We start from the raw sequence: 24861 nt of genomic DNA on the forward strand, positions 1-24861 counted from the left end.
GTGACCCAGAAACGTTGGCACTCGACCCGCCCGAGTGCCAATTCTACACTGTTCAGCCGGTCGGTGAGGAATGCTGCCCGGATACCTGGAAGAGACCCGAAGGCGTGAAAGCGCCGTGCAGCGGCATATCGAGCGGAGTTGCTCCGACCCTCCCGGCAGGTAGTACTTCCTCGTTGTACAGATAGCCGAGCCTGGCGGCATCCGGCTGTTCGAGGACCAATTTGGCCAGGAACCGGTCATAGTACCCGCCCCCCTGGCCGATCCTGTTCCCCAGTTGATCCATGCCCAGCCCGGGCACAAGCACCAGGTGGAGCGGTAGCAGTGCCGTGAAACCTCGGCGCTCACCGACCGGCTCCCACAGCGGCGCCCGGGGGCTCTTGGCGAGCTCAACTCCGGGTTGCCAGGAGGCCCAGCTCAACTGGTACCGCGGTTCACACACCGGAACGACGACGTCGTAGCCCGCCTCAATCAGGGCAGGCAACAGCACCTCGGTGCCGGGCTCCGGAGGAGCTGACAGGTAAGCCGCAATGCACCCGGTACCCCGCACAGTGCCGGATTTCAGCCAGGTGAGCACGTGTTTGGCCAGCTCGGCTGCTGCTGTTTGTTGCTCCTGTGCCGCCACTTGGCGGCGCCGCTCACGCAGGGAGCGGCGAAGCTCCTCCTTCATCCGGGAGGCCGGCGTCGGGTTCGGCGAAGACTTCGGCAAAGAAGCGGGTGAGTCCATGCTGGCACTGTACAGCGGGCGTCCGACGTTGCACGTGCATCGAAGGAGCGCCCAATTCTGTAGTGTTGTGGCATGACTGAGCGACCAAGAGTGAACAAGGCCGTCATTCCTGCAGCTGGGCTGGGTACCAGGTTCCTGCCGGCCACCAAGGCGATGCCCAAGGAAATGCTGCCGGTTGTGGACCGGCCGGCCATTCAGTATGTGGTCGAGGAAGCGGTAGGCGCCGGCATCAATGACATCCTCATGATCACCGGGCGCAACAAGAGGTCACTCGAGGACCACTTCGACCGTGTGCCGTTCATCGAGCAGACCCTTGAGGCGAAAGGTGATTTCGAGAAGCTCGCCTCCGTGCGTCGTGCCTCGGAGCTCGGAGACATTCACTACCTCCGTCAGGGGGATCCCAAGGGTCTCGGGCATGCGGTGTTGCGGGCCAAGCTTCACGTGGGGGACGAGCCCTTTGCCGTGCTGCTCGGCGATGACCTGATCGATGAGCGCGATGAACTGCTTGAGACCATGATCGATGTCCAGGCCAGAACCGGTGGGTCTGTGATCGCGCTGATCGAAGTTGATCCCGATCAGATCAGCGCCTACGGCTGTGCTGACATCTCCGGGCTCGACGGTGAGGAGTACGTCCGCGTCAACAAGCTGGTTGAGAAGCCCGCTGCTGACGAGGCGCCATCCAACCTTGCGGTCATCGGACGCTATGTCCTGCATCCTCGTGTCTTCGGAGTCCTGGAGGAAACCGGACCGGGCCGTGGCGGCGAAATCCAGCTGACTGACGCTCTGCAGACCCTTGCAGCCGCAGAGGGAGAGGGGTCCGGCGTTTATGGCGTTGTCTTCCGCGGCCGCCGGTATGACACGGGGGACAAGCTGAGCTACCTAAAGGCAGTAGTCACCCTGTCCTCCGAACGGGAAGACCTCGGTCCTGACCTGCGGAAGTGGCTGCAGGAGTTCACTGGCTCCTTCGACGGCTAACAACTGACATGTGGGGTCGGTTCACCTGGCCGGTCACCCTTGAAACCGGCAACCTCGTTCTACGTCCGCTCCGGCACCGCGACAAACGCGAGTGGCTGGAATTGCGTCAGCACAACCTGGACTGGCTTTCGCCATGGGAAGCGTCCAACCCGGCACCGGGCGGATACTTGCCGACCTACCACGAGATGGTGCGGGCGCTGAATTCGCAGGTGCGCTCGGCCAGTGCGCTGCCGTTCGTGATCGCAGAGCGGCCCGAAGGTAGAGGCAGGCCTGCCATGGCAGGCCAGCTCACCGTGTCGGGAATCGTGTGGGGTTCCGCCCTCACAGCGACACTCGGTTATTGGGTGGACAGGGAGCGGGCGGGCCGGGGAATTGCGCCGACTGCGGTGGCGCTGGCAACCGACTACTGCTTCTGGGAACTCGGTCTGCACCGCATGGAAATCAACATCCGGCCGGAAAACGCTGCCAGTCTCCGGGTAGTCCAGAAGCTGGGTTTCAGGGATGAGGGTATTCGTCGGTCCTACCTGCATATCGCCGGTTCCTGGGCCGACCATCGTTCCTTTGCGTTGACGTCGGACGAGGTTCCAGGCGGTCTTTTGCGCAGGTGGCAGGAGAGAGCGCCGCGGCTCTGACGAACTTCTTGATTTCCCCCTCGGACACACCGCCGCGAATGAGAGACCGAAGGGGCAACTGCTCCTAACGTTTTGTAGGTGGACTTCTCTCTGAACAGCTCAGTCGTACTGGCGGCAATCGTCGGGCTCTGGCTCATCTGGGTGGCCCCCTTCCTGATGCGGCGCCGGCAGCCACTGCCCGTTACCGGCCTCGCACCCATCGCATTTCCAAGCACCGCACACGGAGACGCCGGTTTCCAGAGGAGCGTCATGACAATGTCCGCCGCTGACAATTCACGGCCCACATCCGCATCCCCGTCTGCCGGGCGCGCAGGTTCAGGGTCCTCGAAGGTGTCAGGCGGCGCACCCGGCCTCCGGATTCACTGGGGCAGGCTCACAATCGCGCTGATCGGCGCGGTTGCGCTCACAGCAGCGCTTGTCACCTCGGTGCTCGCCGTCGTCGGCCTGGCCCCTTCAGTTCTTCCGGTGGTTGCGCTCCTGGTGGCGATCGCCAGCGTCGCAGTGCTGCGCACGCTTGCACTGCGCGGGCGCAGCCGTAGTCCCCAGCAGGTCTCGGCTGCACCGCGGGAGCCGGCAGCCGTCCCAGCCCCGGAACGGCACACAGTGCAGCGGCCCACCACGCTGTTCAATGCCGAGGAGCAGGGAAGCCCCAACACGGCGGAAGAAAGCACACCTCACGACGACGGCGCCTCCGCCACGGTCGCTGCCCCGGTCCAGTTCACTGCAGCCGAGCTGCGCGCAGCGGCACTCGCTGTTGCCGCAGAGTCGGGAGAGAGTCCCGCCGGCTCAGGAACGCCCTGGCAGCCCGTGCAGGTACCGAAGCCCATGTACATTGAGGCTCCGAAAGCTGAGCGCGAGGATCCGGCTCCGCTGGACCTGCCCGAGGCGCCGAAGCCGGTGGCAAAGACGCCGATCAAGAACGGTGCCGTCGCGCCCAAGACCGATTCCGCGCCCATGACTGCTGCTCCGCAGGCCGAGACATCAGCTACACCCAAGATGAACCTGGACGACATCCTGCAGCGTCGCCGCGCCTAGTCCGCGGCTGAAAGCCCGAGTGTTTCGTTGACGGAGGCGGAAGAGCTCGCGCTGCTGGAAGGACGGGCCATTGGACCGGCACTCGAGGCGGCGGCAGCCGCCCTGACCGGTTCGCTCATCCAATGGTCCCTGAGCGGCATTCACCACAGGCCGGGCGCCGGGGTGACGGGTATCTACTCCGTCCGGTGCGAGGTGTCCGGCGAGATGCTGAATGGGTTCCTGTGCGTCACCACCCGTCCGGTACCCGGAACGTTTGCCCGTTCGGTGCGCCTGCACGGTCCAGAAGGCCTGCCGCTCCTGGCCTGGAGCCACCCCAATGATCCGCTGCTTCCTGATCTGGACTGGGCGTGCGATGCCCGCTCTGTTGGTCCCGAACTGTTCGGTGTGCCTGCGGCCACGCTGACAACGCTCGGCTACCGGCCCATGAGGCGGGCAGTGCTTCGGGCCGAGGGCGCGGGGGAGACCCGCTTCCTGAAGGTGATGCCGCGGGGCCGCGCTGCGGCGCTGTACGAGAGGCACCGGCTACTGCTCGATGCCGGCATTCCCGTTCCACAACCTGCGGAGTCCCCGCGTAGGGATGTGCTGGTAACCAGGCAGGCGCCCGGAAGACCACTCGCGCAGCGGCTGCTGGGGGATGGCGCAACCGGTTTTGAGCCGGAAGTTGTGGTCGATCTGCTGGAGCGGTTGCCCCGTGCCGTGTGTGACCTGCAGGTGCGGCGGCCGTGGTCTGCGGGAGTCCACAGCTACGCGGGCGCCGCCACAGCCGTGCTGCCTGACCAATCGGAGCGGATCAGAACGCTGGCTTCCAGGGTGGAATATGGCATCCGCGCAGCACCGGCCGGGCCGGTGGTTCCAACCCACGGTGATTTCTATGAGGGCAATCTTCTGGTCGAGGGCGGAAGCATCACTGCTGTTCTTGATCTCGACGGGTTGGGTCCCGGCCACCTGGTCGACGATTTGGCCTGCTTCCTGGCCCACCTTGCCATGCTGCCCTGCGTTGATGAACGTTACACCGCAGTTCCCGCAGCGCTGGCGCGGTTCCAACGGGTATTCGAGGAGCGGGTCGACCCCACAGCGCTTCGGGCCCGGGCGGCAGGGGTGAGCCTGACTCTTGTAGCGGGTGCAAGGAATTCAGGCCGGAACCAGGCCGGCGGCGGCTGGAGGGAAGGCGCGCTGCAGCGGCTGCTGGTGGCTGAGAACTTCCTGGATCATCCGGGCCCCGGTCCGGGTCCGGCAGCTGGATGAGAGTTTTCTCATCAGGGCTTCCTCCTGCTCTCACAATGGATCGCCATGATTGAACAACGGGACCCGTGACCGGTTCGGACAGCAGTTGTCCCAACCGGTCACTTCCGAAGGACCCGGGTGCGTCTCCCCCAACCGCGCCCGGGTCCGCCCATGCTGGAAGCAGGTGGACGGTGGTCCGAAATCCGGACGCTAATCTCACGCGCGGCAAAGGTGCGTCAGGAATCGTCGGCTACGAGCCGGTAGCCCATACCGCGCACGGTCGCGAAGCGCTCGGCGCCCAGCTTGTTCCGCAAGTAGCGCACGTAGACGTCCACCACGTTGGAGCCGGGATCGAAGTCATAACCCCAGACGCGGGAGAGCAGCTGTTCCCGGCTGAGCACCTGGCCGGGATTGCGAAGGAACGCCTCTGCGAGAGCGAACTCCCGTGCTGAGAGATCCACTTCCTTCCCGTTGACGAGCGCCCTGCGGGACCTCAAATCAAGCTGGAGATCGCCGTGGGAGAGCACGGAGTTGTCCGCGCTCGGGGCTTCCTGCCGAAGGCGCAGGCGCACCCGTGCCAGCAGCTCTTCAAATCGGAAGGGCTTGGACATGTAGTCATCCGCACCGCCCTCCAGCCCCGCCACGGTGTCATCGACCGAGCTGCGCGCCGAGAGAATGATGACCGGAGTGCTGTTCTTGGACTCCCGGAGCCGGCGCAGCACGGTGAAACCGTCCTGATCAGGCAGTCCGAGGTCCAGCACTATGAGCTCGAAGTCTCCCGTCTGCGCGAGCTGATACCCATCCCGCCCGTTATCTGCCACGGTCGGCACGTAGCCGGCGGAACGCAGGCCCTTGGCCACGAAGGAGCTGATACGATCTTCGTCCTCAACGATCAGGATCTGGCTCACGGACGTTCTTCCTCAGTGGTGGTCGGGGTGGAGCCCAGCGGCAGGGACGGGATCGCCATAGTGAACGTCGAGCCCTGCCCGGGCGCAGACCGAAGCTCAACGGCACCCCCATGTGCCTCCGTAATAGCGCTGACGATCGTGAGGCCGAGACCGGCGCCTTCGGTGCGCTTGCTGCTCGGCCCACGTTCGAAGCGATCGAAGATCCTCTTCTGGTCCTCACGGGCGATGCCCGTGCCTTCGTCGCGCACCCAGAGCCACGCGCCGTCGTCGTCCTTGCGGGAGCCGATCGCGATGGTGGTTCCTTCCTCCGTGAATTTCACCGAGTTGGCCACCAGCTGCAGCCACGCCTGGGTGATCCTGCGGGGATCCAGCACTGCAATTGCCTCCGCCCGCGAATCGATGATCCAGCGGCGGGCCCCCAGTGTCCGTGCCTTGTCCATCACATCGTCGGTCAGTCTGCCGAGATTCACAGGTTCGGGGCGCACGAAGTTCGGCCCTGCTATGCCGGCGAGGGTTACGAGGTCATCCACCAGCAGGCGCATCCGGTCGAGCTCATCCAGGGCGATGTCGCGCACCGCCTGGACATCGCGCGGGTCTGACGAGTCCTGCAGCTCCAGGTGCCCCTGCACAATGGTGATCGGCGTGCGCAATTCGTGACCGACGTCGTCGAGCAGTTGGCGCTGTGAGGTGAACGAGCCCTCCAAGCGGTCGAGCATGGCGTTGACCGTGCGGGTCAGGTCGGAAAGATCATCATTGCCGGTCACCTCGATGCGCTGCGAGAGGTCCGTGTCCGTGATGCGCTGCGCAGTTGTGCGGACCCTGCGGATAGGATCGAGCAGCTTGCCGACGAGGAGGAATCCTACGACGCCGATGAGCGCCAATGTGGCGAAGCTGATCAGCGCATAGGTGCCAAAGGTCCGGTTCAGCTGCTGGTGCTCCGCCTCGGCATCGAATCCCAGTACGAAGAAGGTCGGTTGGGTGTCATTCGCGAGCATGACCGGGGCCACCAGGACCCGGTAGTCGGTGAAGGCGGTACTTACCGACTGAATGGTCACCTGATCCGGCGGCGCTACATCGGTTACATAGTTGACCAGCGCCGGATCATCCTCAAGGCGGACGTCGACCTCCTCGTTCGCGAAGAAAATCACCCGGTCATCGCGTACAGCCATCATTCCCTCATTGGGCTGGGTCAGCGTCCGCTGCATGAGGAGGTAGACCAGCTGGTCCGCCTCCACGAACGGCTCCAGTGTGTCGGGATCAATACCGGTTGCCAACAGGGTTTCCAGCTCCTGGAAGCTGCGGGCCAGCGATTCATCCATCTCGCTGTTGAGGTCGTTGCGCTGCAGTGCGTAGGCAGTGGCGCCGGCGAGCAGCAGCCCCAGCGCGCTGAGTACCAGCATTGCCGCCAGCACCCGGGTGCGCACCGATGAGTATCCGCGCAGCGACTGGAGGATACGGGTCCGGAGTCCGGGTTTGCCCTCGCCTTCGCCCGCTGCACCGGGAGCGTCTGGTTCCACGTGCGGCAGCTTTACGAGGATAGTCGGTTCAGCGGACGGGGGAGGGCCCAGCGCCATCCGCTCCGTGGGTGGTGCCTCACCCAGTGGCGGCAAGGCCGGGCCCGTTGCGGGACGGGTGGATGCTCCGGCGTCGGGCCTAGTCATCATCTACCTCGCCGTCATCCTCAATGCCGTCATCGCCGCCGCGTCCCCGACCTCTGTCGTCATCGTCGTCCTGGATCACGGGCGGCGGGGCGGGAACAACAGCGGGTGGCGGCGAGGCCGCTTCCGTAGGTTCGACAGTCGCTTCGGCCGAGGGCTCCGGCGCGGGAGGGGCGGGCACTTCCGAGGGGGAAACGGACGGAGCCGCGGTGCTTGCCGGGGTGGGAGTTTGCGTGGGGCTAGGCGAGGGAGTGCCCGGAGGCGCCGGTACCTGCGTGTCGGTCACGCCTACAGCTGGGCCCAGGTTCTCCGGTGCAGGCCCGCGCAGCGAGCCGATCATCGCCGCGCCAACCGCAACAACAGCTCCCGCGCTGGCTGCGGTAATGAGCCAGGTATGCACCTGTGACCGTTTCATGTACCAAGTATCCCCACACATCATGAGATGCAGATGAGAACGGAAGCGGCTATTTCCGGGCGGCGATCAGGATTCCGAAGACGGTTTGGCTTGTGACTTCTCGGCAAGCAGCCGGTCAAGCAGGGGCTCCACGCGGTACGGGATGTGTTCATGCAGGGCCAGCACTGTCTCGGTTCGGATCACGCCCTTGATGCGCAGGACCGACCGCAGCGCTGACTGGAGGTGATGGGTGTCTGTCGCCGCCACCCGGCACCATACGTCGCCACGGCCTGAGATCTCATGAACCTCGAGCACCTGTTCCAGCGTGCGCAGTGCCGAGATGACACCGTCCAGTTCCCGGTGGGTTACTTCGATCGTGACGAAAGCGACGACGTCGTACTCCAGCCTTGCAAGGTCGAGTTCCCTTCCGCTCCTGCGCAGGATGCCTGATCTGAACAGCCGCTGCATCCTCGCCTGCGCGGTGTTGCGGGCCATGCCGAGAGTCTCGCTGAGCTGGCTGACCTGCGAGCGCGGTTCGTGGACCAGCTCGCGGAGAAGGCGGATGTCTGTTCGGTCGAGCATGCGCACAACTCCTCGTTCAGCCCACCGGGGAGCCTGATCTCCCACGAATTTTGAGCACGATGATCAGAGTATGCCGAATTCAGCTGCCACGCTAACCCCCAGACCTCACCATCAATAGGAGGAATGGTAGGAATCGGCGGAAGGTGTCCATGAGCGTCATCAGCGAATTGCGGATGCGTCCTGCAACCGCGAAGTCTCACCGCTGGGACGCATCAAGGCGCACACGGCTCGGCCTCACCGTCGTCGTGCTGGCCACGCTGCTGGTGGGGGCCAATCTAGCGACCCCGCTATACCCGCTGATCCGCGCCAACCTCGGCCTCAGCGCCTTCGATACGACGGTAGCGTTCTCCGCGTACGTTCTGACCCTTGTCGCGGGCCTGCTCCTGGTCGGTCACTGGTCGGACCATATCGGTCGCCGGGCTGCACTGGTGCTCGCCGTCCTCACCGGTGTAGTGGGCGTTGTTGTATTCGGCACAGCCACATCGCTGCCCATGCTGGTCCTGGGCCGCTGCCTTCAGGGAGCGGCAGTGGCGTGCGCTACCGGCGCCAGTTCTGCAGCGCTGCGGGATCTGTTGCCGCACCGTCCGGAATGGGCGTCACGCTTTACGCTGGTTGCGTCCGCGGGGGGAGTGGCTGCAGGGCCGATCGTGGGTGGACTCCTGTCCCTGCTTCCCGAGCCGACAAGGGTTCCGTTCGGGATCTACGCCGTCTTCCTCGCGCTGCTTCTGATTCCATTGGTGCGCCTCGATGCCCGCCCCGCGATCAAGCCCGCGCTGCCTGCCCGCCCATTGTCCGCATTGAAGCCGAGACGCCCAGCGGTGTCCAGGACCGCGCGCAGGGCGTTCTGGTCTGCTGCCGCCGTCGGCTTTCTCAGTTTCGCCGTGTTCGGCTTCTCGCTCAGCCTGGCACCGACCTATGTCACCGCCATGGCCGGAGAGATCAGCAGGCCTTTGGTGGGCGTGCTTGCCGGGCTGGTCCTGGCGGTCTCGGCTGCGAGCCAGCTATTCCCGCAGGGCGCAGCGAAACCCGCGCAGGCCGGAGCGGTTGGGCTGCTCATTATGGCGGGCGGGGTCGCGCTTGTTCCGCTCGCGGGCAGTGTGGGCAGCGTTTCCCTCTTTGTTGCCGCGTTGGTTCTTGCTGGAGCGGGGCAGGGGATCGCCTTCCGAATCCTATTCAACGCGGTCGCGCAGCAGGTTGAAGGCTCCCAGCATGCACAGATCATCAGCACCGTCTATGTGATCACCTACCTCGGAAGCGCCGTCCCGGTGCTTGGCCTAGGTCTCGCCGTGGATGCACTGGGGCTGATGGCTGCGGTCACCTGCTTCTCGGCTGTGATTGCGGCTGCCTGCGTCGGTATGGCGATTTACCTTCGCCGAAGCGCTGCATCAAAGGCCTGAATTTCCAAAGAAATATTTGCAAAGAAAGCATTGCAAAGGAACCTTTGCCGGTGTATTCTCCTCTCATGGAGTCTGCCAAACCGAACGATCGCACTGTCGATATCAACGCTTTGAAAGCGCTGACGCATCCACTGAGGATCCAGCTTTTGAACGCGTTGTCGCAGTTCGGTCCGCAGACTGCCAGTGCGCTCGCAGCCCGGCTCGGGGAGTCGAGCGGGTCCACCAGCTACCACCTGAGGCAGTTGGCGCGGCACGAGCTTGTCCGTGAAGTGGAAGGTCGGGGATCAGCGCGAGAGCGCTGGTGGGAGCGCCCACCCGGTGCCCTCAACCTCTACTCCAGTGAAATGGCACATGATCCCGGTACCCGGGAGGTTGCCGCAATCGTCAATCGGGAGTTCAGCCATAATCGGGCCGCGCTGCTCGAGGACTACATGGAACGCGGTCCGTTCGTACTGCCGGAGGAGTGGCTGGATGCCTCGGTCATCTCCACCATCAACGCCCGTCTCACCGCTGCCCAGCTCGCTGAGCTGTCGGATGAGCTGATGCGCCTTGCACGCGACCTCTTCGAAAAGTACCGGCCGGACGGCAATGCTTCGCCGGACGCCAAGGCCGTGCAGATCCACCTGAACACCTTTCCGATCGTCCAGGGCCAGTTCCCTGAGCCTGCTTCCCGAAAAGAGCACACGCCATGACCACGCTTGCCGGTCTCTACCCACCAGCACAACCCTCCGGATTCGAAGCCCTGCTCATTGCTGTTGGCCGCTGGCTCGTCAGCACAGGCGAACGGCGCGCTGCGCGGGAACACACCATGGTTGACCACCGTGTACACGAGGACCGTCTCCGCGACGGAACGGCTCTCCGTCATTCAGGGCTGTGGCTCTAGCCTCCGGCCAGGCCCCTAGCCCGCTCCGGGCAGCAGGCCCGCGTTGCCCTCCATGCGGTTGAAGATCAGGGTGGTCTCCGTATGTCCCACCACCGGATCGGTGGTGAGGTAGTCCAGTACCCAGTCCCGCAGGGCGTCCGTGTCTGCGACCGCGAGGTGGATGAGGTAGTCCACCGAACCTGAAACATGGTACGTGGCGACCACCTCGGGGAGTGCGGGCACCCGGGAGGTGAACCTGTCGATTTCCTCGCGGTTGTGCCCGTTGAGCTGCACGGAAATCAGGGCCTGCACAGCACGGCCGATTGCGGCCAGACTCACTTCGGCATGGTAGCCGCTGATGACTCCGCGCTCCGTTAGCTGGCGGGTCCGGAGCAGCGCTGTGGATGGTGCAACGCCCACCTTCTCGGCGAGCTGCGCATTGGTGATCCGGGCGTCAGCGAGCAATTCCTGCACGATTCGACGGTCCACCGGATCCAGTCCGTCCGGTTTGCCACTGTTCGTCATGCGGGTGCTCCTGCCTTGCCTGAGTTCCTGCCTGTGGTCCTGCCTGCGGGAATTCCTCCAGCCTACCGGCGGTGCGTAACCTTGTGCTCATGCCAGAGCACAAGCACGAAAACCCAGCTGCCGACGTCGTCGGTCTCGATATCGGCGGTACCAAGACCCACGGGGTGCGCTGGAGCGCAGGTGTTGTGGCCGCAGAAGCAAAAAGCGGGAGCGCTAATGTCCAGAACGTCACCGCGGAGGAAGCGGCGCGGAACCTCGCCGAGCTCTTCACAGCCCTGGGCGGGCAGGTGGGTCACGTCGTGGCGGGGTCGGGCGGCGTGGATACCGACGACGACGCCGGCGCCCTCCGACAGCTGATCGCCGGGCAGGTGCCGAACGCCCGGATCGACGTTGTCCATGACACCCGCCTGATCCTTGCCGCCGGCGCCGCCTCCACCGGAATTGCGGTCATCGCGGGCACGGGGTCCGTCGCCTGGGGGCTGGACGGCGCGGGTCGGCAGGCGCGCTCAGGCGGCTGGGGCTACCTGCTCGGAGACGAGGGCAGCGGTTACTGGGTGGGCAGGGAAGCAGTGCGCGCAACGCTCCACCGCTTCAACCGCGCAGAACCGCTGGGGGTGCTGGGCGAGTCGGTTCTTGAGGCCACCGGCGCGCAGAAACCCGAAGAACTCATAGCCCTGTTCCACCGGCCGTCGGGCAGGCGCTACTGGGCAGGTCAGGCGCACCTGGTCTTCAAGGCCGCTGAGGGCGGCGACAGCGGCGCCCAGCGGATTATCGACGACGGCGCACGTCATCTGTGTGGGCTGGTCACCGACGTGGCCTCGGTTCTCGGAGCTCACAGTCCGGTCATCATCGGCGGAGGGCTCGCCGTGCATCAGCCAAAGCTGCAGGAACTGATCAAGGCCGGGCTCGCGAAAGACGGCTTCACAGATGTGCGCTTCCTCAGCGTGGACCCGGTGCACGGCGTGGACTACCTCCTGCGAACGGGCGCGCTGTAGCCGGCGGGCAGGTTTACACTGGCGTTCATGGCGCAGGAATGGGACACCCGGGTAGGAGCGTATGCCGTCGTCGTGCGGGATGGAATGATTCTGCTCGCGCACTGGAACGAGCACGGCAGGCAGGGGTGGACGCTACCGGGAGGCGGGCTGGAACTGGGAGAGGATGCGCCAACCGCCGCCGTCCGCGAGGTGCTGGAGGAGACCGGCTACGTCGTCGAACTCGAGGAGCTCCTGGGCGTCGACAGCCTGCACATTGCGCCGGAGGATCGGCTGAACGGTTCCGGCAGGCCAATGCACGCGCTGCGAATTGTCTACCGCGCGCACGCGGTTTCCGGCGAGCTCGTCCACGAACTGGACGGCTCCACTGATGAAGCGGCCTGGGTGCCGCTTGCTGAGGTGCCCAATCTGACACGCGTCGAACTCGTTGACACAGCGATCCGGCTCTCTTACCAAAGCCCGGGCCGGGCGCTACTATAAAGCTCTTCCGCTTCCTACCCGGCGGACCACACACGCGATCGATTGCCCTCGAGGCTGACGGAGGTGACGTTATGAACACGGTTTCCGTTGCTGCATCCTGGCTGACAGCTGCACGCACCGCCCTCGCCATAACCTCCGCCTCCCGCCCGCAATCGCACTGATTCTTTCCGTGGTGGAAGGCTCCTGAAGAAGGACTTTCCTTGAACACGCTTTCCGAGTACGGCTTTACCGACCGCATCCGCGGTCTCTTTTCCTTCACCTTCTCATCGGCCGTTCCAACACCAGGTCACCCCGCGCTCGAACCGGCGCGTGCAATCCGTGCCGACCGCGGGCGGGTCCTGCTCATCACCGCCAACGGACCGCTGCACGTGGAAACCGATGGCACAGTAGTCACCGGTGACTGGGTGGCTCTGGCACGAAACTCCGACGACGTCGCAGCGCCGCCCGCCGTCGTCGGCCGCCTGCCGCGCTACTCAACTTTGCAGCGCAAGAAAGCGCACGCTCCGCTGTCCGAAGCGCAGGTCCTCGCGGCCAATGTTGATTTGGTGGGAGTGGTGGTGCCGATCGACCGTCCGCTCTCGGCCAACCGGCTTGAACGGACCCTCGTGGCCGCGTGGGACTCGGGCGCTGTGCCCCTTGTCATCCTGACCAAAGCCGATCTGAGCAGCCGGTTCGACGAGGTTGTCGGCCAGACCGTCGAGCGCGCCCGCGGCGTGGAGGTCTTCACCACCTCCGCCGAGGCCGGGGACGGCCTTGACGCCCTTCACTCTAGGATCGGCGCGGGAAGCACCCTGGCGCTGATCGGTCCCTCGGGCGCCGGCAAGTCAACGCTGATCAACGCGCTGGTGGGCTTTCATGCCCAGGACACAGGGGAGGTCCGTGCGGGTGACGGAAAGGGACGGCATACCACCACGGTGCGGGAGCTCATTCCGCTGGGAGCCGGCTCGGTGCTCATGGACACTCCGGGCGTGCGGGGGTTCGCCCTGTGGGATGCGGAGGACGGGCTGGAGGCGGTCTTCGGTGATATTGAGGAGCTCTTCGGACACTGTCGGTTCACGGACTGTGCACACGGTTCCGAGCCGGGGTGTGCCGTCCAAAACGCTCTTGGCACGGGTGAGCTGGAGGAGCGCCGCTGGTTGAGCTACCAGAAGATGCAGCGCGAGCTTGCCGGCCTTCACCGCCGCCAGAGCGTCGCAGAGCAGCGCCGGCACGGCCGTTCCTTCCACCGCATGGCAAAGGAAGCGGCGCTCGCGAAGGACTTCCGCAATCGCTTCCGCGAGGGATGAGGCCCCCCAAATTGTCGTCTCACAACCGCGCCCGTTAACAGGGAACCGGTTCCGTGTTAACGATTCGAGACAAAGTTTCCGTCCGGGCCATACAAGCGCTTGTGCACAACGAACGCCTAGCTAGACTCAACAAGGTGATGCCCCTGCCAAGCGTTTTCGCGCTTGCCGGGTAGGCAGAATCGCCAGGGAACGGCCGCGGGCCGGGCCCGACGTCGATGAAAGGTATGGCTTCATGACCGGCGAGACTTCAGGCCCCGGCGCGGGCAGTTCCAGCCCCACGGCAATGATCCAGTTCCGTAACGTGTCCAAGAACTATGGCGGTGGCACGGCCGCTGTGGAGAACCTCAGTATGGACATTGATCGGGGAACAATCACGGTCCTCGTGGGGCCATCGGGCTGCGGCAAAACCACGTCCCTGCGCATGATCAACCGGATGGTGGAACCAACGTCCGGGTCCATCCTCGTTGACGGCCAGGACATCGGCGGGCAGCGCGCATCAGAGCTGCGACGATCAATGGGCTACGTCATGCAGTCTTCCGGGCTGTTGCCGCATCGCACCGTGCTGGACAACATCATGACCGTACCGCGGTTGAACGGCGTGGCCAGGACAGCTGCACGGAAGCGGGCAGCTGAGCTGCTCGACGTCGTCGGCCTCGCGCCGGCCCTCGGAAAGAGGTACCCCGGCCAACTGTCGGGCGGCCAGCAGCAGCGTGTCGGTGTTGCACGCGCTCTGGCTGCGGACCCGCCGGTCCTCTTGATGGATGAGCCCTTCAGTGCAGTTGACCCGGTGGTGCGCCACGAACTCCAGGAAGAGCTGCTGCGGCTCCAGCGGGACCTCGCGAAGACCATCGTTTTTGTCACCCATGACATCGATGAAGCCACCATTCTCGGTGACAAGGTGGCAGTTTTCGCCACTGGTGGCCGGCTGGCCCAGTACGCGGCGCCGGAAGAGATTCTGCGCGCGCCCGTGGACGATTTCGTGGCCGGATTTGTGGGCAGGGACCGCGGGTTCCGCCGCCTTTCCTTCCAGGATGGCGGTGGGGTGCAGGTCCACCCCATTGAGACGGTGAGGGTAAGCCGGCTTGCAGATCCGAGCGTTTCCGTCGATTCCTCCTGGACTTTGGCGGTCGACGACGATGGACGCCCCCAGGGATGGGTGCCGCGGGCGATGCAGGACACCGTCCGATCGGCGGAGGACCTGGTGCCTGGCGGTTCGCTGTACCGCCGTGGTGATTCGCTGCGCCGCGCTCTCGATGCGGCGTTATCCGCGCCATCAGGCCTGGGCGTGACAGTCGACGATGATGGCCGGGTCCTCGGCGTGGTCCAAGCGGTTGAGGTCCTTGAGCTCATCGAGGAGGCACGCCTGAACCGCGGCCGTACCGATCACAACACGGCGGTCTGATATGCAGTGGTTCATCGACAACTTCTCCTACATTGCGGAGCTCACGGGATACCACCTCGTGCAGGCCATCCTGCCCCTGGTCCTCGGTGTCATCATTGCGGTTCCGGTTGCACAGGCGGCCCGGCTCAGCAAGCCGCTCGGGGGAGTGATACTCACTACGTCCGCACTGCTGTACACGGTGCCATCGCTTGCCATGTTCGTGTTGCTTCCGCTCGTGCTCGGAACGCAGGTCCTGGATATGATCAACGTCATCGTCGCTCTGACCATCTATGCGGTGGCGCTGCTGGTCCGGTCAACCTTGGATGCGCTCAATTCCATTGACGACGGCGTTCGCCAGGCAGCGGTCGCAATGGGCTTCACACCGCTGCGTCGCTTTCTGACCGTGGACCTGCCGTTATCCATCCCCGTGCTGTTCGCAGGCCTGCGGGTGATCTCCGTGACCAACATTTCGCTGGTCAGCGTAGGCGCGCTGATCGGTATTCCGAGCCTCGGAACCCTGTTCACCGACGGGTTGTTCAGATCCTTCCCGACTGTGATCGTGATTGGGATAGTCGTGACGCTCGTCCTTGCCCTCGTCATGGACCTGATGCTGGTGTTGCTCGAACGGCTGCTCACTCCCTGGGCGCGGCTGGCGAAGGTCACCGCTGACCCGATGACAGTGACGAATGAAGCGAACCTCTCTGCAGATGCCTCACGTGCGGGAGGTGTCTACTGATGGACTACTCAAGCAGCAACCTGCTGGTCCAGATGTTCGAGTGGCTGACGTTCGGGGAGAACTGGAGCGGCCCCGGTGGAATTCCGGTCCGGGTTATCGAACACCTGTGGTACACCGCGCTCACCATCCTCATTGCCGCTGCTATTGCCGTGCCGGTCGGCCTGATCGTGGGGCACACGGGGAAGGGCCGCATCATCATTGTTTCCGGCGTCGGGATCCTGCGCGCCCTCCCCACCCTGGGCGTTCTGATCCTGTTCGTGCTGCTGGCAGGCCTTGGACTGATGCCGCCGATCTGGGCACTCGTGCTCCTCGCCGTCCCGCCCATCCTCGCGGGCGTCTATGCAGGAATCTCCTCGGTGAACCCTGCAGTCGTGGACGCCGCCCGAAGCATGGGGATGAACGAAGCGCAGGTCTTGTTCCGGGTGGAGATTCCCAACGGGCTACAGGTGATTCTCGGCGGCTTCCGCGCAGCCGTCCTTCAAGTGGTGGCGACGGCCGCCGTCGTCGCTTTCATCAATTTGGGAGGGCTGGGAGTCTTCCTGATCGAAGGCACCCAGCTGCGGGACAACGGGCGCCTCTTCGGCGGTGCCGTGGTGATCGCCGTCGTTGCCATTGCCGTTGACGGCGTCATGGCACTGCTTCAACGATTTGCTGTCTCGCCGGGCCTGCGGACATCGCGCGCACCGGCGGAATCGTCAAAGACCGGTGGGCAGGAAGCCCACGTCAGTTCACAAGGAGGAACACCATGAGAACACCATCCACGCGCGGCTTCCGCCGCAGCCTGCTCGGGTTGACCGCAGGGCTAACGGCGGCGCTTGCCATGACTGCCTGCGGGGTTAATTCAGACCCGCAGGGTGGCACGGAGAGCGAAGGCGCGGAGGGCAGCAGCGGTCCGCTGACCGTCGGCTCCGCGGACTTCCCCGAGAGCCAGATCATTGCCGAGATCTATGCCGGTGCGCTCAACGCCGCGGGCATCGAGGCTGACACCCAGCTCAACATCGGATCGCGTGAGATCTACTACCAGGCGCTCGTCGACGGATCAGTTGACATCATCCCCGACTACAGCGGAAACCTGCTCCTCTTCCTGGATTCGGAAGCGACCGCGGAGTCGGCAGAGGACATCGTCAGCGCGCTGCCCGAAGCACTGGAAGCTGAGTCGCCCGATGTGAACCTCGGGATCCTGGAACCTTCTGAGGCCGAGAACAAGGACGCCATGGTGGTCACCTCTGCAACGGCTGAGGAATACGGTCTGACGTCGATCGAGGATATGGCCGAAGTCTGCGACCAGTTGGTGATCGGAGCGCCAAGCACCTTCTCCGAACGTGCTTACGGCCTGCCCGGCCTGGAAGAGAACTACGGTTGTGTGCCGAAGTCCTTTGAACCAATCAACGACGGCGGCGGTGCAGTGACGCTGGAAGCACTGCTGAATGACACCATCCAGGTTGCCGACATCTACACCACGACACCGTCGATTGCCGACAATGATCTTGTGGTGCTTGAAGACCCGGCCAACAACTTCATCGCCCAGCAGGTGCTCCCGCTGGTGAACCTGGACACGGTCGGCGAGGAAGCGCGGGCGGTACTGAATGAAGTCTCCAGCATGCTCACCACGGAGGACCTCATCAACCTCAACCGCGAGGTGAGCGGCGACGAAAAGCGCAATCCCGCTGATGCCGCCGCTGACTGGCTCGAGGAAAAGGGTCTGGCCGGCGAGTAACGCCGTTCGCCCGGGCATGCCCCAGTCGCATTCATCACAATGCGGTGGGGCAGGCCCGGGCTATGGCATTCTGGGTTGATGGCCGACTTTAAGCAATCCAACAAGCTGCATAACGTCCTCTACGACATTCGGGGGCCGCTGCTTGAGCACGCCAAGTACATGGAGGCGGAAGGCCACCGCATCCTCAAGCTGAACATCGGCAATCCCGCGCCTTTTGGGTTCGAAGCGCCGGACGCGATCCTCGTCGACATGATCCGCCACCTGCCCAATGCGCAGGGCTATAGCGATTCCCGTGGAATTTTTTCCGCCCGAACGGCAGTGGTTCAGTACTACCAGGGCCGCGGGATCCAGAACATCGACGTGGATGACGTCTATTTGGGCAACGGCGTCAGCGAACTCATCACGCTCTCGCTGCAGGCCCTGTTGAATAACGGTGAGGAAGTCCTCGTGCCAACGCCGGACTATCCCCTCTGGACCGCTTCGGTCAGCCTGGCGGGCGGAACAGCGGTTCACTACCTCTGCGATGAGAGCAACTCCTGGTGGCCGGACGTCGAGGACCTTGAATCGAAGATCACTCCGCAGACCCGGGGGATCGTTCTGATCAACCCGAACAATCCCACGGGCGCTGTCTACCCGCGCTCAGTGATCAAGCAGATCGTGGATCTCGCCCGGCGCCATGACCTCATCATCTTTGCCGACGAGATCTACGAGAAAATCCTGTACGACGACGCCGTGCACGTGAACGCTGCCTCAGTCACCGGCGACGACGTCCTGTGCCTGACCTTCAGCGGCCTCTCCAAGGCCTACCGCATTGCCGGGTTCCGAAGCGGCTGGATGGCCATCTCCGGGCCCAAGCATCGCGCTGCCGATTACATCGAGGGCATCAACCTGCTCGCTAACATGCGTCTGTGCGCCAACGTGCCCGCCCAGCATGCTATCCAGACGGCGTTGGGGGGATATCAGAGCATCAATGACCTGATCCTTCCGGGCGGCCGTCTCCGCCAGCAGCGTGACAAGGCGCACGAGTTGCTGAATGCAATCCCCGGCGTTTCCTGCGAACTCGCACAGGGTGCGCTGTATCTGTTCCCGCGGCTTGATCCCGAGGTCTACCCCATCAAGAGCGACGAGCAATTTGCGCTCGACCTGCTGAAGCAGCAGAAGATCCTGATCTCGCATGGGACCGCGTTCAACTGGATCAACCCGGATCATTTCCGTATGGTCACCCTGCCGAGCGTCGAAGACATCGAAGACGCGATCGGTCGTCTGGCGGAGTTCCTGAGTACGTACAAGCCCTGATCCGTGCCCCCAGGCGGGCGCCTCAACGAGGAGGTTCCATGCACGTAGTACCCGATTTCAGCGTTTCACCCACGCAGGCTCTGCTTGCGGGACCGGATGTGGATCTCGCACGGATAGACCCGCACTCAACACCGGGTTTTTACGGCAACAAGCAGGAGGGGAAGGCGCGTCTCGAAGCGGGCAAAAAGGGCTTGTCCGAACTGCAGGAGAAGCTGTTCGCGGAGAGCCGGTTCGGCAGCTCGATCTCCGTCCTGCTGATTTTGCAGGCCATGGACACCGCGGGCAAGGGCGGCATTGTCCGGCATGTGGTGGGGGCAGTGGACCCGCAGGGCGTGGAGCATCATGCCTTCAAGGCACCGACGCCCACTGAGAAGAAGCATGACTTCCTGTGGCGGATCCGGAAGGAGCTTCCCGGTCCGGGAATGATCGGCGTTTTCGACCGGTCACACTATGAGGATGTCCTGATTCATCGGGTGCGCCAGCTGGCAACGCCGGAGGTGATTGAGGCGCGGTATGACGAGATCCGGGATTTTGAGGCGGGTTTGGTGGATTCCGGAACGCGCGTCGTAAAAGTGATGCTGCACCTGAGCAAGGAAGAGCAGAAGGAACGTCTGGCGGAGCGGCTAGAGCGTAAGGACAAACATTGGAAGTACAACCCGGGGGATCTGGACGAGCGGGCGCTCTGGGATGAATACCAGCACGCGTACCAAATTGCCATCGAACGGACGAGCACTCCGGATGCGCCGTGGTTTGTAGTGCCGGCTGATCGGAAGTGGTATGCCCGGATAGCGGTCCAGCAGTTGCTGACTGACGTGCTTGCCGGAATGCAGCTCAGTTGGCCGAAAGCGACTTTTGACGTTGCCGCAGAGAAAGCGAAGCTCGCCGCTACCTGATCAGCCCTTGGCTGCGCCCGGTGCATCGGTCTGGTCGCGTGCCGCCGCGAGCCGCTTGCGCGCACCTTCGAGCCACTGTTCGCAATGGTCTGCGAGGGCTTCGCCTCGTTCCCACAACGCAAGGGATTGTTCCAGGCTCACTCCGCCTGCCTCGAGCTGGCTGACCACTTTCACCAGCTGCTCACGGGCTTCTTCATAGCTCAGCTGGGAAACATCGGTTGCTGCTTCTGTCACTTTTGCCGGAGATTCGGTCATTTCTGATCCTCGCTGGTGGGAGATTCGATGGTGGCCTTCTTCGAAGTTTCGGAACGGGCGCTGATTCGTCCGCCCGCCACCCTGATGGCGAGCAGGGAATCCAATGGTGCCTGATCGGGGGTCCGGACTACGTCGCCCTCCTCGTTCTGCACCACTGCATAGCCCCGGTCCAGGGTGTTCTGCGGAGAGAGGGACCTCACGTGGGCGCGAAGGTGGGAAACCCGGTCTGCTTCTCGTGCTACTGCACTTTCAATTGCCATGGTGCTGCGGTCACGCAGCCGTACCAGGTCATCATGGCGGACGCTCACCATTCCGGACGGTTGGGCCAGCACAGGGCGGGAGCGCAGATGTACCAGCCGCTCAGTCTCGCGGGCCATCAGCTGGTCCACGCAGCGTGAAAGCTGCGCCCGTGCCTGCCGGATGCGCTGCAACTCCTCGCTGACGTCGGGGACGACGCGCTTTGCCGCATCCGTTGGCGTTGAGGCCCGAAGGTCTGCCACGTCATCCAGGAGCGGATGATCAGCCTCATGGCCGATCGCGCTGACGATCGGCGTGGTGGCCGCGGAGACCGCCCGGACCAGATCCTCGTTGCTGAAGGCCAGAAGATCCTCCAGCGAGCCGCCGCCGCGGGCAATGATGATGACATCGACCTCCGGCATATGGTCGAGTTCAAGCAACGCCGAACGAATCTGCGAGACGGCGTTGACGCCCTGCACAGCAACCTCGCGTATCTCAAAATCGACTGCAGGCCAGCGCAGGCGGGCATTCTTCAGCACGTCTTTCTCCGCATCGGAATCGCGTCCCGTGATGAGACCGATCCGGTGGGGGAGAGCCGGGAGCGCACGTTTCCGATGCGACGCGAAAAGTCCTTCGGCCGAAAGAGCCTGGCGCAGCCGCTCTATTCGCGCAAGCAGGTCACCCAGACCGACCGGCCGAATGTCCCACGCCTGCATTGACAGGCGCCCTGTCTTCACCCAGAAGTCCGCTTTGAGTCTGGCTACCACCCGGGAGCCACGCTCCAGGGGCATGGTGAGCCGATCCAGAACTGTGCCCCAGACCGTGAGCGACAGCGAGATTTCAGCATCAACATCACGGAGGGTGACAAAGCACATGGAACCGCGCTTGTTGAGTTCAATAACCTGCCCTTCAACCCAGGCGGCGGGGGCGCGCTCGATATGGGCTTTCAGCTTCTCGGAGAGCACATGGAGCGGCCAGGGGTGATCAGCCGAGGTTTCACCCGCCGTCTCGGGAAGGGTTGTCGGAGCCACAGGCTTGGAAGAGTCAGCTGTGACCACGGTGCCTACCGGCGCGCCGTCGTGGTTCATCTAATACCGCTTCCTTCCAATACAAGACCCGCCCTATCAACCCGTCCGGCACTCGTCACCTGTCACCTTCGCGTTACACGGAGGGGACGAGCTGGTGCCGTGCCATTGGTTAATGTTTATCAGGTGCTCCTGACAACGGTTGAACCCTGACCGCAATGTGCAGGAAGAGAGTTTCCGCCCGCCGGTGCCGCCGCAACGACGGCCCCGCAGGCGCAGGCATAATCGTAGGATCGTCAATCAAGGGAACGGGAGCTGATGAGAACAGCCGGATCGGCCTTCTTTGTCCTGTTTGCATTGATGCTTGGTGTGGTGGCCCTGCCCAGTGCCTGGCTCGCTTCCAATGTGGTGGCCGAAGACGGCTTCGTCCAGCTGACCGCGCCTCTTGCTGACGATGCAGAATTCACGGGTACGCTCGCAGGTGCGCTTGCGGAGGAAGCAACAGCCAGTGTCGAGCTGCCTCCGGGAGTGGCGAATGCGGTGGAGCCGGTGGTGCGGGACGTCGCGCAGGGCATTGCACAGTTGCCCGACTTCGATCGGGCCTGGCAGGACACCCTGCGGCGCTCACATGGCCTGACTTTCGGAGGGCAGGAGCAATTAGATGGTGACTCCGGTGGTCCCGCGGTGTTCACCCTCGACGTTGCACCGCTCGTAGGCCTGGTGACTGCCGAACTTGGCGGTCAATTCGGAGTCGATGTACCGGAACCTGAGCGAACTCTGGTAAATATCGGTGGCACAGACCCGTTTGATCTCGTGGAGAGGGCAGAAACTGCCGCCGACCTGTGGCCGGCACTTGCGATCGCGGCCGGCGTGGGAGCCGTTCTCGCCCTTGTACTGGCTCGTCGTCGAAGCACAACGCTCGCTCTCCTCGGACTCGGAATCCTGCTCACTGGTGGGGTGCTGTGGATCGGCTCCGGTTTGGTGCCCGGCCTGGCGAGCCAGGTTGGGGATGAAAGTGCAGTGGCCGACGTCTTCAAGGCCGCGCTTGCCGAGCGCGCAGCATCCAGCTTCCAGGAATGGTGTCTCGCGGCGTTGGCAGCGGGGATCCTGCTGCTGGTCGCGGGCGTCGTGGGTCGGCTGCTCAGTGGGTCCCGCCGCTAGCACCGCACCTCCTACTTTTCTGCTCACTGAAGCGCTCGGCTCTGAGCGGACAGCACGCATGCCCCGCCGGACGGAGATGTGCGGGCCGTTAGCATGGAGGTATGTCCTCCACAGCTGTATCGGTACCCATGCCCATGGTGCCCCGGAACCGGCGCTCGCCGGAAGAAGTCCACGCCGCTGCACCGGTCGCTGGCCAACGCAAGGTACTCCTGGCTGCGCCCCGCGGATACTGTGCGGGCGTTGACCGCGCCGTCATCGCCGTAGAGAAGGCACTGGCACACTACGGGCCGCCGGTGTATGTGCGGAAGCAGATCGTCCATAACCTCCACGTCGTATCCACCCTGGAGGAGAAGGGCGCCATTTTCGTTGAGGAGAACGACGAGGTTCCGGAAGGAGCGCTCGTGGTGTTTTCTGCACACGGAGTCTCGCCCGCAGTGATCAGGTCAGCAGAAGAGCGCAATCTCCGGACCATCGACGCCACCTGTCCGTTGGTGACCAAGGTACACCGCGAGGCAGTGCGTTTCGCGCGGGATGACTTCGACATCCTTCTGATCGGTCACGATGGCCATGAAGAGGTGGAGGGAACCGCCGGCGAAGCCCCTGAACATATCCAGATCGTTAACGGACCTGAAGACGTGGACAGCGTAACGGTGCGCGACCCCAGCAAGGTGATCTGGCTCTCGCAGACCACGCTCAGCGTCGACGAGACCATGGAGACTGTGGCGTTGCTGAAGAAGCGGATTCCTACGCTGCAGGATCCTCCGAGCGATGACATCTGTTACGCCACGTCGAACCGGCAGGCGGCAATCAAGAAGATTGCGCCGGATGCGGATCTCGTCATTGTGGTGGGCTCCGCAAACTCCTCCAACTCCGTGCGGTTGGTCGAGGTAGCGCTTGAGTACGGAGCGAAGGCTTCACACCGCGTTGACTTCGCCAATGAAGTGGATGAGTCCTGGTTTGAAGGAGTGTCCACGGTCGGAGTCACCTCAGGCGCTTCCGTGCCCGAGAATCTGGTGCAGGACGTCCTGCGGCTGCTCGCCGATTATGGTTACGCGGACGTCGAAGAAGTGGTTACTGCAGAAGAGGACATCATCTTCTCGCTGCCGAAGGAAATACGGGCAGCGCTGAAGGCCATGGGAGATCCCTCGAGCGGGCTCGGCGGCCGGGGACAGCGCCCCGCTTCCTGACGCCTCTCCAGCAAGCCGTAAGTTACGCCGTTCGCTCCGATTCTGTATCGATGAGTTCCTGCGCGCTCAACAGCCGGGGTGTGGTCTCCACCGGCTTGGTGGTCAGCTCTGAGGCGCTCGCGTCCGTCTCAAATGCGTTGATCCGGCGCGCGGTGGGAAGCACCCGGGATTCCAGTGTGCCGACAAACGAGTTGTACTTCTCGACCGAGCTCTTGAGTGAACTTCCCAGGCGGGTAATGTGCGAACCCATGGTGCCCAGACGCTCATACAGTTCTCGCGAGAGATCATACAACTCCTTGGCATTCTCCGTGAGGACATCCTGACGCCAGCTGAACGCCACGCCCTTCAGGATCGCGAGCAGCGTCACGGGGGAGGCCAGCACCACGTTCCGCGCGAAGGCGTAGTCCAGCAACGCCGGGTCCGTTTGGAGTGCGCTCGACAGCACCGACTCGAGCGGAATAAAGCACACCACCAGATCGGGGGAGTTGTCGGTCCCCTCCCAGTACTTCTTCCGCGCCAGCGCGTCCACATGCGAGCGAACCGCCTTGACGTGCTGGGTCAGGAGTTCGCTGCGGCGCGATTCCTCCGAACCATTGCGCTCCTGGTCCTCTCCGCCCGGTTGGGACTGGGCTTCGAGGTAAGCATCCAGCGGGACCTTTGAATCGACGACGATCTGCTTGTTCCCCGGCAGCTGGATGACCATGTCGGGACGGACAAGGTTGGAGGATCCCTCCCGGGACGCGATGGTGAGGGTGGCCTGCTCGGAGAAATCCACACGGGCGAGCATGCCTGCGGCTTCCACAATCCGCCTCAGCTGCACTTCACCCCAATGCCCGCGCGCGGTGGTGCTGCGGAGCGCGGAAGCCAGCGAGTGAGTCGTGGACAACAGCTTCGAATCCGATAGCTGTGCCTCCTGCAGCTGCTGCGCGAGCTGACCGAACTGATGCGCACGTTCCCTTTCCAGGTGACCCACGTGCGCCTGCACTTGTCCGAGCTTGTCCGCCAGCGGTGCAATGGCACGCAGAACCGACTGGTCCTGGCCGGACTGTTCGAGAAGCTGCCGGTTCTGTGCGAGCAGGATCCGGTTCTCCGCTTCTGCCGCGGCACGGGCAGACACCGCCGTGCCAAGCCGGGTGCCGGCGTCGTCCATGTCATTGCGCAGCCCGGCGAGGACCGGGCGCAAGAGCACGACGGCGATACCCGCACCGAAGACCAGCCCCAGCACTGCGGTGAGAACTACGAGAAGAAGAGTGTTTCCGTCCATTTCTCTACCATGGCAGGTGCCTCCGACAATTCCGG

27 protein-coding genes are annotated in these 24861 nt (G+C 63.8%); 18 read left to right on the top strand and 9 right to left on the bottom strand.

The window, feature by feature from the left end; genetic code table 11:
* Positions 1-52: 52 nt before the first annotated feature.
* Entirely contained in the window at positions 53-724 is a 672-nt protein-coding gene (locus ASH00_RS01870) for a 5-formyltetrahydrofolate cyclo-ligase (RefSeq protein WP_082565833.1), read from the bottom strand.
* Positions 725-796: 72 nt separating this feature from the next.
* Here ASH00_RS01870 and galU point away from each other — a divergent pair, with 72 nt between their 5' ends.
* The 4 genes from galU (at position 797) to ASH00_RS01890 (ending at position 4611) form a co-directional block, all read left to right on the top strand.
* Positions 797-1699: a UTP--glucose-1-phosphate uridylyltransferase GalU gene (gene galU, locus ASH00_RS01875; protein ID WP_056544238.1), complete on the top strand. Its 903-nt coding sequence runs from the start codon at positions 797-799 to the stop codon at positions 1697-1699.
* Between the two features lie 8 nt (positions 1700-1707).
* On the top strand, positions 1708-2331 hold the full coding sequence (locus tag ASH00_RS01880; RefSeq protein WP_056544240.1) for a GNAT family N-acetyltransferase: 624 nt from the start codon (positions 1708-1710) through the stop codon (positions 2329-2331).
* A 78-nt stretch (positions 2332-2409) separates the two neighbouring features.
* The gene (locus ASH00_RS01885; protein ID WP_056544242.1) at positions 2410-3366 is read left to right on the top strand and encodes a hypothetical protein; all 957 of its coding nucleotides are present in this window, start codon (positions 2410-2412) and stop codon (positions 3364-3366) included.
* Between the two features lie 27 nt (positions 3367-3393).
* Positions 3394-4611 (top strand): phosphotransferase, encoded by a 1218-nt coding sequence (locus ASH00_RS01890; protein ID WP_157358962.1) that lies wholly within the window; start codon positions 3394-3396, stop codon positions 4609-4611.
* 215 nt (positions 4612-4826) lie between these two features.
* On the opposite strand, the gene ASH00_RS01895 is transcribed toward ASH00_RS01890, so the two are convergent.
* The 4 genes from ASH00_RS01895 to ASH00_RS01910 form a co-directional block, all read right to left on the bottom strand.
* Complete coding sequence (locus ASH00_RS01895) at positions 4827-5498, bottom strand: response regulator transcription factor (RefSeq protein WP_056544245.1); 672 nt, start codon at positions 5496-5498, stop codon at positions 4827-4829.
* The gene (locus tag ASH00_RS01900; RefSeq protein ID WP_235563120.1) at positions 5495-7162 is read right to left on the bottom strand and encodes a sensor histidine kinase; all 1668 of its coding nucleotides are present in this window, start codon (positions 7160-7162) and stop codon (positions 5495-5497) included. Before ASH00_RS01900 ends, ASH00_RS01895 begins: the two co-directional genes overlap by 4 nt.
* On the bottom strand, positions 7152-7571 hold the full coding sequence (locus tag ASH00_RS01905) for a hypothetical protein (RefSeq protein ID WP_157358963.1): 420 nt from the start codon (positions 7569-7571) through the stop codon (positions 7152-7154). Before ASH00_RS01905 ends, ASH00_RS01900 begins: the two co-directional genes overlap by 11 nt.
* Positions 7572-7637: 66 nt before the next feature.
* Complete coding sequence (locus ASH00_RS01910) at positions 7638-8132, bottom strand: Lrp/AsnC family transcriptional regulator (protein ID WP_056544251.1); 495 nt, start codon at positions 8130-8132, stop codon at positions 7638-7640.
* A 149-nt stretch (positions 8133-8281) separates the two neighbouring features.
* On the opposite strand from ASH00_RS01910, the gene ASH00_RS01915 reads away from it, so the two are divergent.
* The 3 genes from ASH00_RS01915 (at position 8282) to ASH00_RS01925 (ending at position 10412) form a co-directional block, all read left to right on the top strand.
* Positions 8282-9529 carry an MFS transporter gene (locus ASH00_RS01915; RefSeq protein WP_056544254.1) on the top strand — a complete coding sequence of 416 codons (1248 nt, stop codon included), beginning with the start codon at positions 8282-8284 and terminating at the stop codon, positions 9527-9529.
* 65 nt (positions 9530-9594) lie between these two features.
* Positions 9595-10221, top strand: a complete 627-nt coding sequence (locus tag ASH00_RS01920; protein WP_056544257.1) for a winged helix-turn-helix domain-containing protein — start codon at positions 9595-9597, stop codon at positions 10219-10221.
* Entirely contained in the window at positions 10218-10412 is a 195-nt protein-coding gene (locus ASH00_RS01925) for a hypothetical protein (protein ID WP_056544262.1), read from the top strand. The genes ASH00_RS01920 and ASH00_RS01925 overlap by 4 nt, the downstream gene beginning before the upstream one ends.
* A 15-nt stretch (positions 10413-10427) precedes the next feature.
* Here the strand turns inward: ASH00_RS01925 and ASH00_RS01930 are convergent, their stop codons facing one another.
* Positions 10428-10916, bottom strand: coding sequence for an Lrp/AsnC family transcriptional regulator (locus ASH00_RS01930; RefSeq protein ID WP_056544265.1), 489 nt, complete (start codon positions 10914-10916; stop codon positions 10428-10430).
* Between the two features lie 89 nt (positions 10917-11005).
* On the opposite strand from ASH00_RS01930, the gene ASH00_RS01935 reads away from it, so the two are divergent.
* From ASH00_RS01935 to ASH00_RS01975, 9 genes are all read left to right on the top strand, one after another.
* Positions 11006-11911 carry an N-acetylglucosamine kinase gene (locus ASH00_RS01935; protein WP_056546489.1) on the top strand — a complete coding sequence of 302 codons (906 nt, stop codon included), beginning with the start codon at positions 11006-11008 and terminating at the stop codon, positions 11909-11911.
* Positions 11912-11938: 27 nt separating this feature from the next.
* Complete coding sequence (locus tag ASH00_RS01940; protein WP_056544268.1) at positions 11939-12388, top strand: NUDIX hydrolase; 450 nt, start codon at positions 11939-11941, stop codon at positions 12386-12388.
* 200 nt (positions 12389-12588) lie between these two features.
* The gene (gene rsgA, locus ASH00_RS01945) at positions 12589-13674 is read left to right on the top strand and encodes a ribosome small subunit-dependent GTPase A (RefSeq protein ID WP_082565834.1); all 1086 of its coding nucleotides are present in this window, start codon (positions 12589-12591) and stop codon (positions 13672-13674) included.
* A gap of 283 nt (positions 13675-13957) precedes the next feature.
* Entirely contained in the window at positions 13958-15076 is a 1119-nt protein-coding gene (locus ASH00_RS01950) for an ABC transporter ATP-binding protein (RefSeq protein ID WP_056546497.1), read from the top strand.
* 1 nt (position 15077) lies between these two features.
* Complete coding sequence (locus tag ASH00_RS01955; protein ID WP_056544271.1) at positions 15078-15791, top strand: ABC transporter permease; 714 nt, start codon at positions 15078-15080, stop codon at positions 15789-15791.
* Positions 15791-16540: an ABC transporter permease gene (locus ASH00_RS01960; protein ID WP_082565835.1), complete on the top strand. Its 750-nt coding sequence runs from the start codon at positions 15791-15793 to the stop codon at positions 16538-16540. The genes ASH00_RS01955 and ASH00_RS01960 overlap by 1 nt, the downstream gene beginning before the upstream one ends.
* A complete protein-coding gene (locus ASH00_RS01965; RefSeq protein ID WP_056544274.1) occupies positions 16537-17508 on the top strand; it encodes an ABC transporter substrate-binding protein in 972 nt (323 codons plus the stop codon). Before ASH00_RS01960 ends, ASH00_RS01965 begins: the two co-directional genes overlap by 4 nt.
* A 78-nt stretch (positions 17509-17586) precedes the next feature.
* Positions 17587-18804, top strand: coding sequence for a pyridoxal phosphate-dependent aminotransferase (locus ASH00_RS01970; RefSeq protein ID WP_056544277.1), 1218 nt, complete (start codon positions 17587-17589; stop codon positions 18802-18804).
* Between the two features lie 38 nt (positions 18805-18842).
* Positions 18843-19697, top strand: a complete 855-nt coding sequence (locus ASH00_RS01975; RefSeq protein ID WP_056544279.1) for a polyphosphate kinase 2 family protein — start codon at positions 18843-18845, stop codon at positions 19695-19697.
* On the opposite strand, the gene ASH00_RS01980 is transcribed toward ASH00_RS01975, so the two are convergent.
* A complete protein-coding gene (locus ASH00_RS01980) occupies positions 19698-19952 on the bottom strand; it encodes an exodeoxyribonuclease VII small subunit (protein ID WP_056544284.1) in 255 nt (84 codons plus the stop codon). It lies immediately after the preceding gene.
* Positions 19949-21277, bottom strand: a complete 1329-nt coding sequence (xseA, locus tag ASH00_RS01985; RefSeq protein ID WP_056544287.1) for an exodeoxyribonuclease VII large subunit — start codon at positions 21275-21277, stop codon at positions 19949-19951. The genes ASH00_RS01980 and xseA overlap by 4 nt, the downstream gene beginning before the upstream one ends.
* Before the next feature lie 255 nt (positions 21278-21532).
* Between xseA and ASH00_RS01990 the strand changes: the two genes are divergently transcribed.
* Together ASH00_RS01990 and ASH00_RS01995 are read left to right on the top strand one after the other, a co-directional pair.
* Entirely contained in the window at positions 21533-22375 is an 843-nt protein-coding gene (locus ASH00_RS01990) for a hypothetical protein (protein ID WP_056544290.1), read from the top strand.
* A gap of 101 nt (positions 22376-22476) precedes the next feature.
* Positions 22477-23562, top strand: a complete 1086-nt coding sequence (locus ASH00_RS01995; RefSeq protein ID WP_056544292.1) for a 4-hydroxy-3-methylbut-2-enyl diphosphate reductase — start codon at positions 22477-22479, stop codon at positions 23560-23562.
* 22 nt (positions 23563-23584) lie between these two features.
* Here the strand turns inward: ASH00_RS01995 and ASH00_RS02000 are convergent, their stop codons facing one another.
* Complete coding sequence (locus ASH00_RS02000) at positions 23585-24826, bottom strand: DNA recombination protein RmuC (protein WP_056544297.1); 1242 nt, start codon at positions 24824-24826, stop codon at positions 23585-23587.
* Positions 24827-24861 lie beyond the last annotated feature (35 nt).

This window comes from Arthrobacter sp. Soil782, from assembly GCF_001428435.1.
GTDB classification, from domain to species: domain Bacteria; phylum Actinomycetota; class Actinomycetes; order Actinomycetales; family Micrococcaceae; genus Arthrobacter_D; species Arthrobacter_D parietis.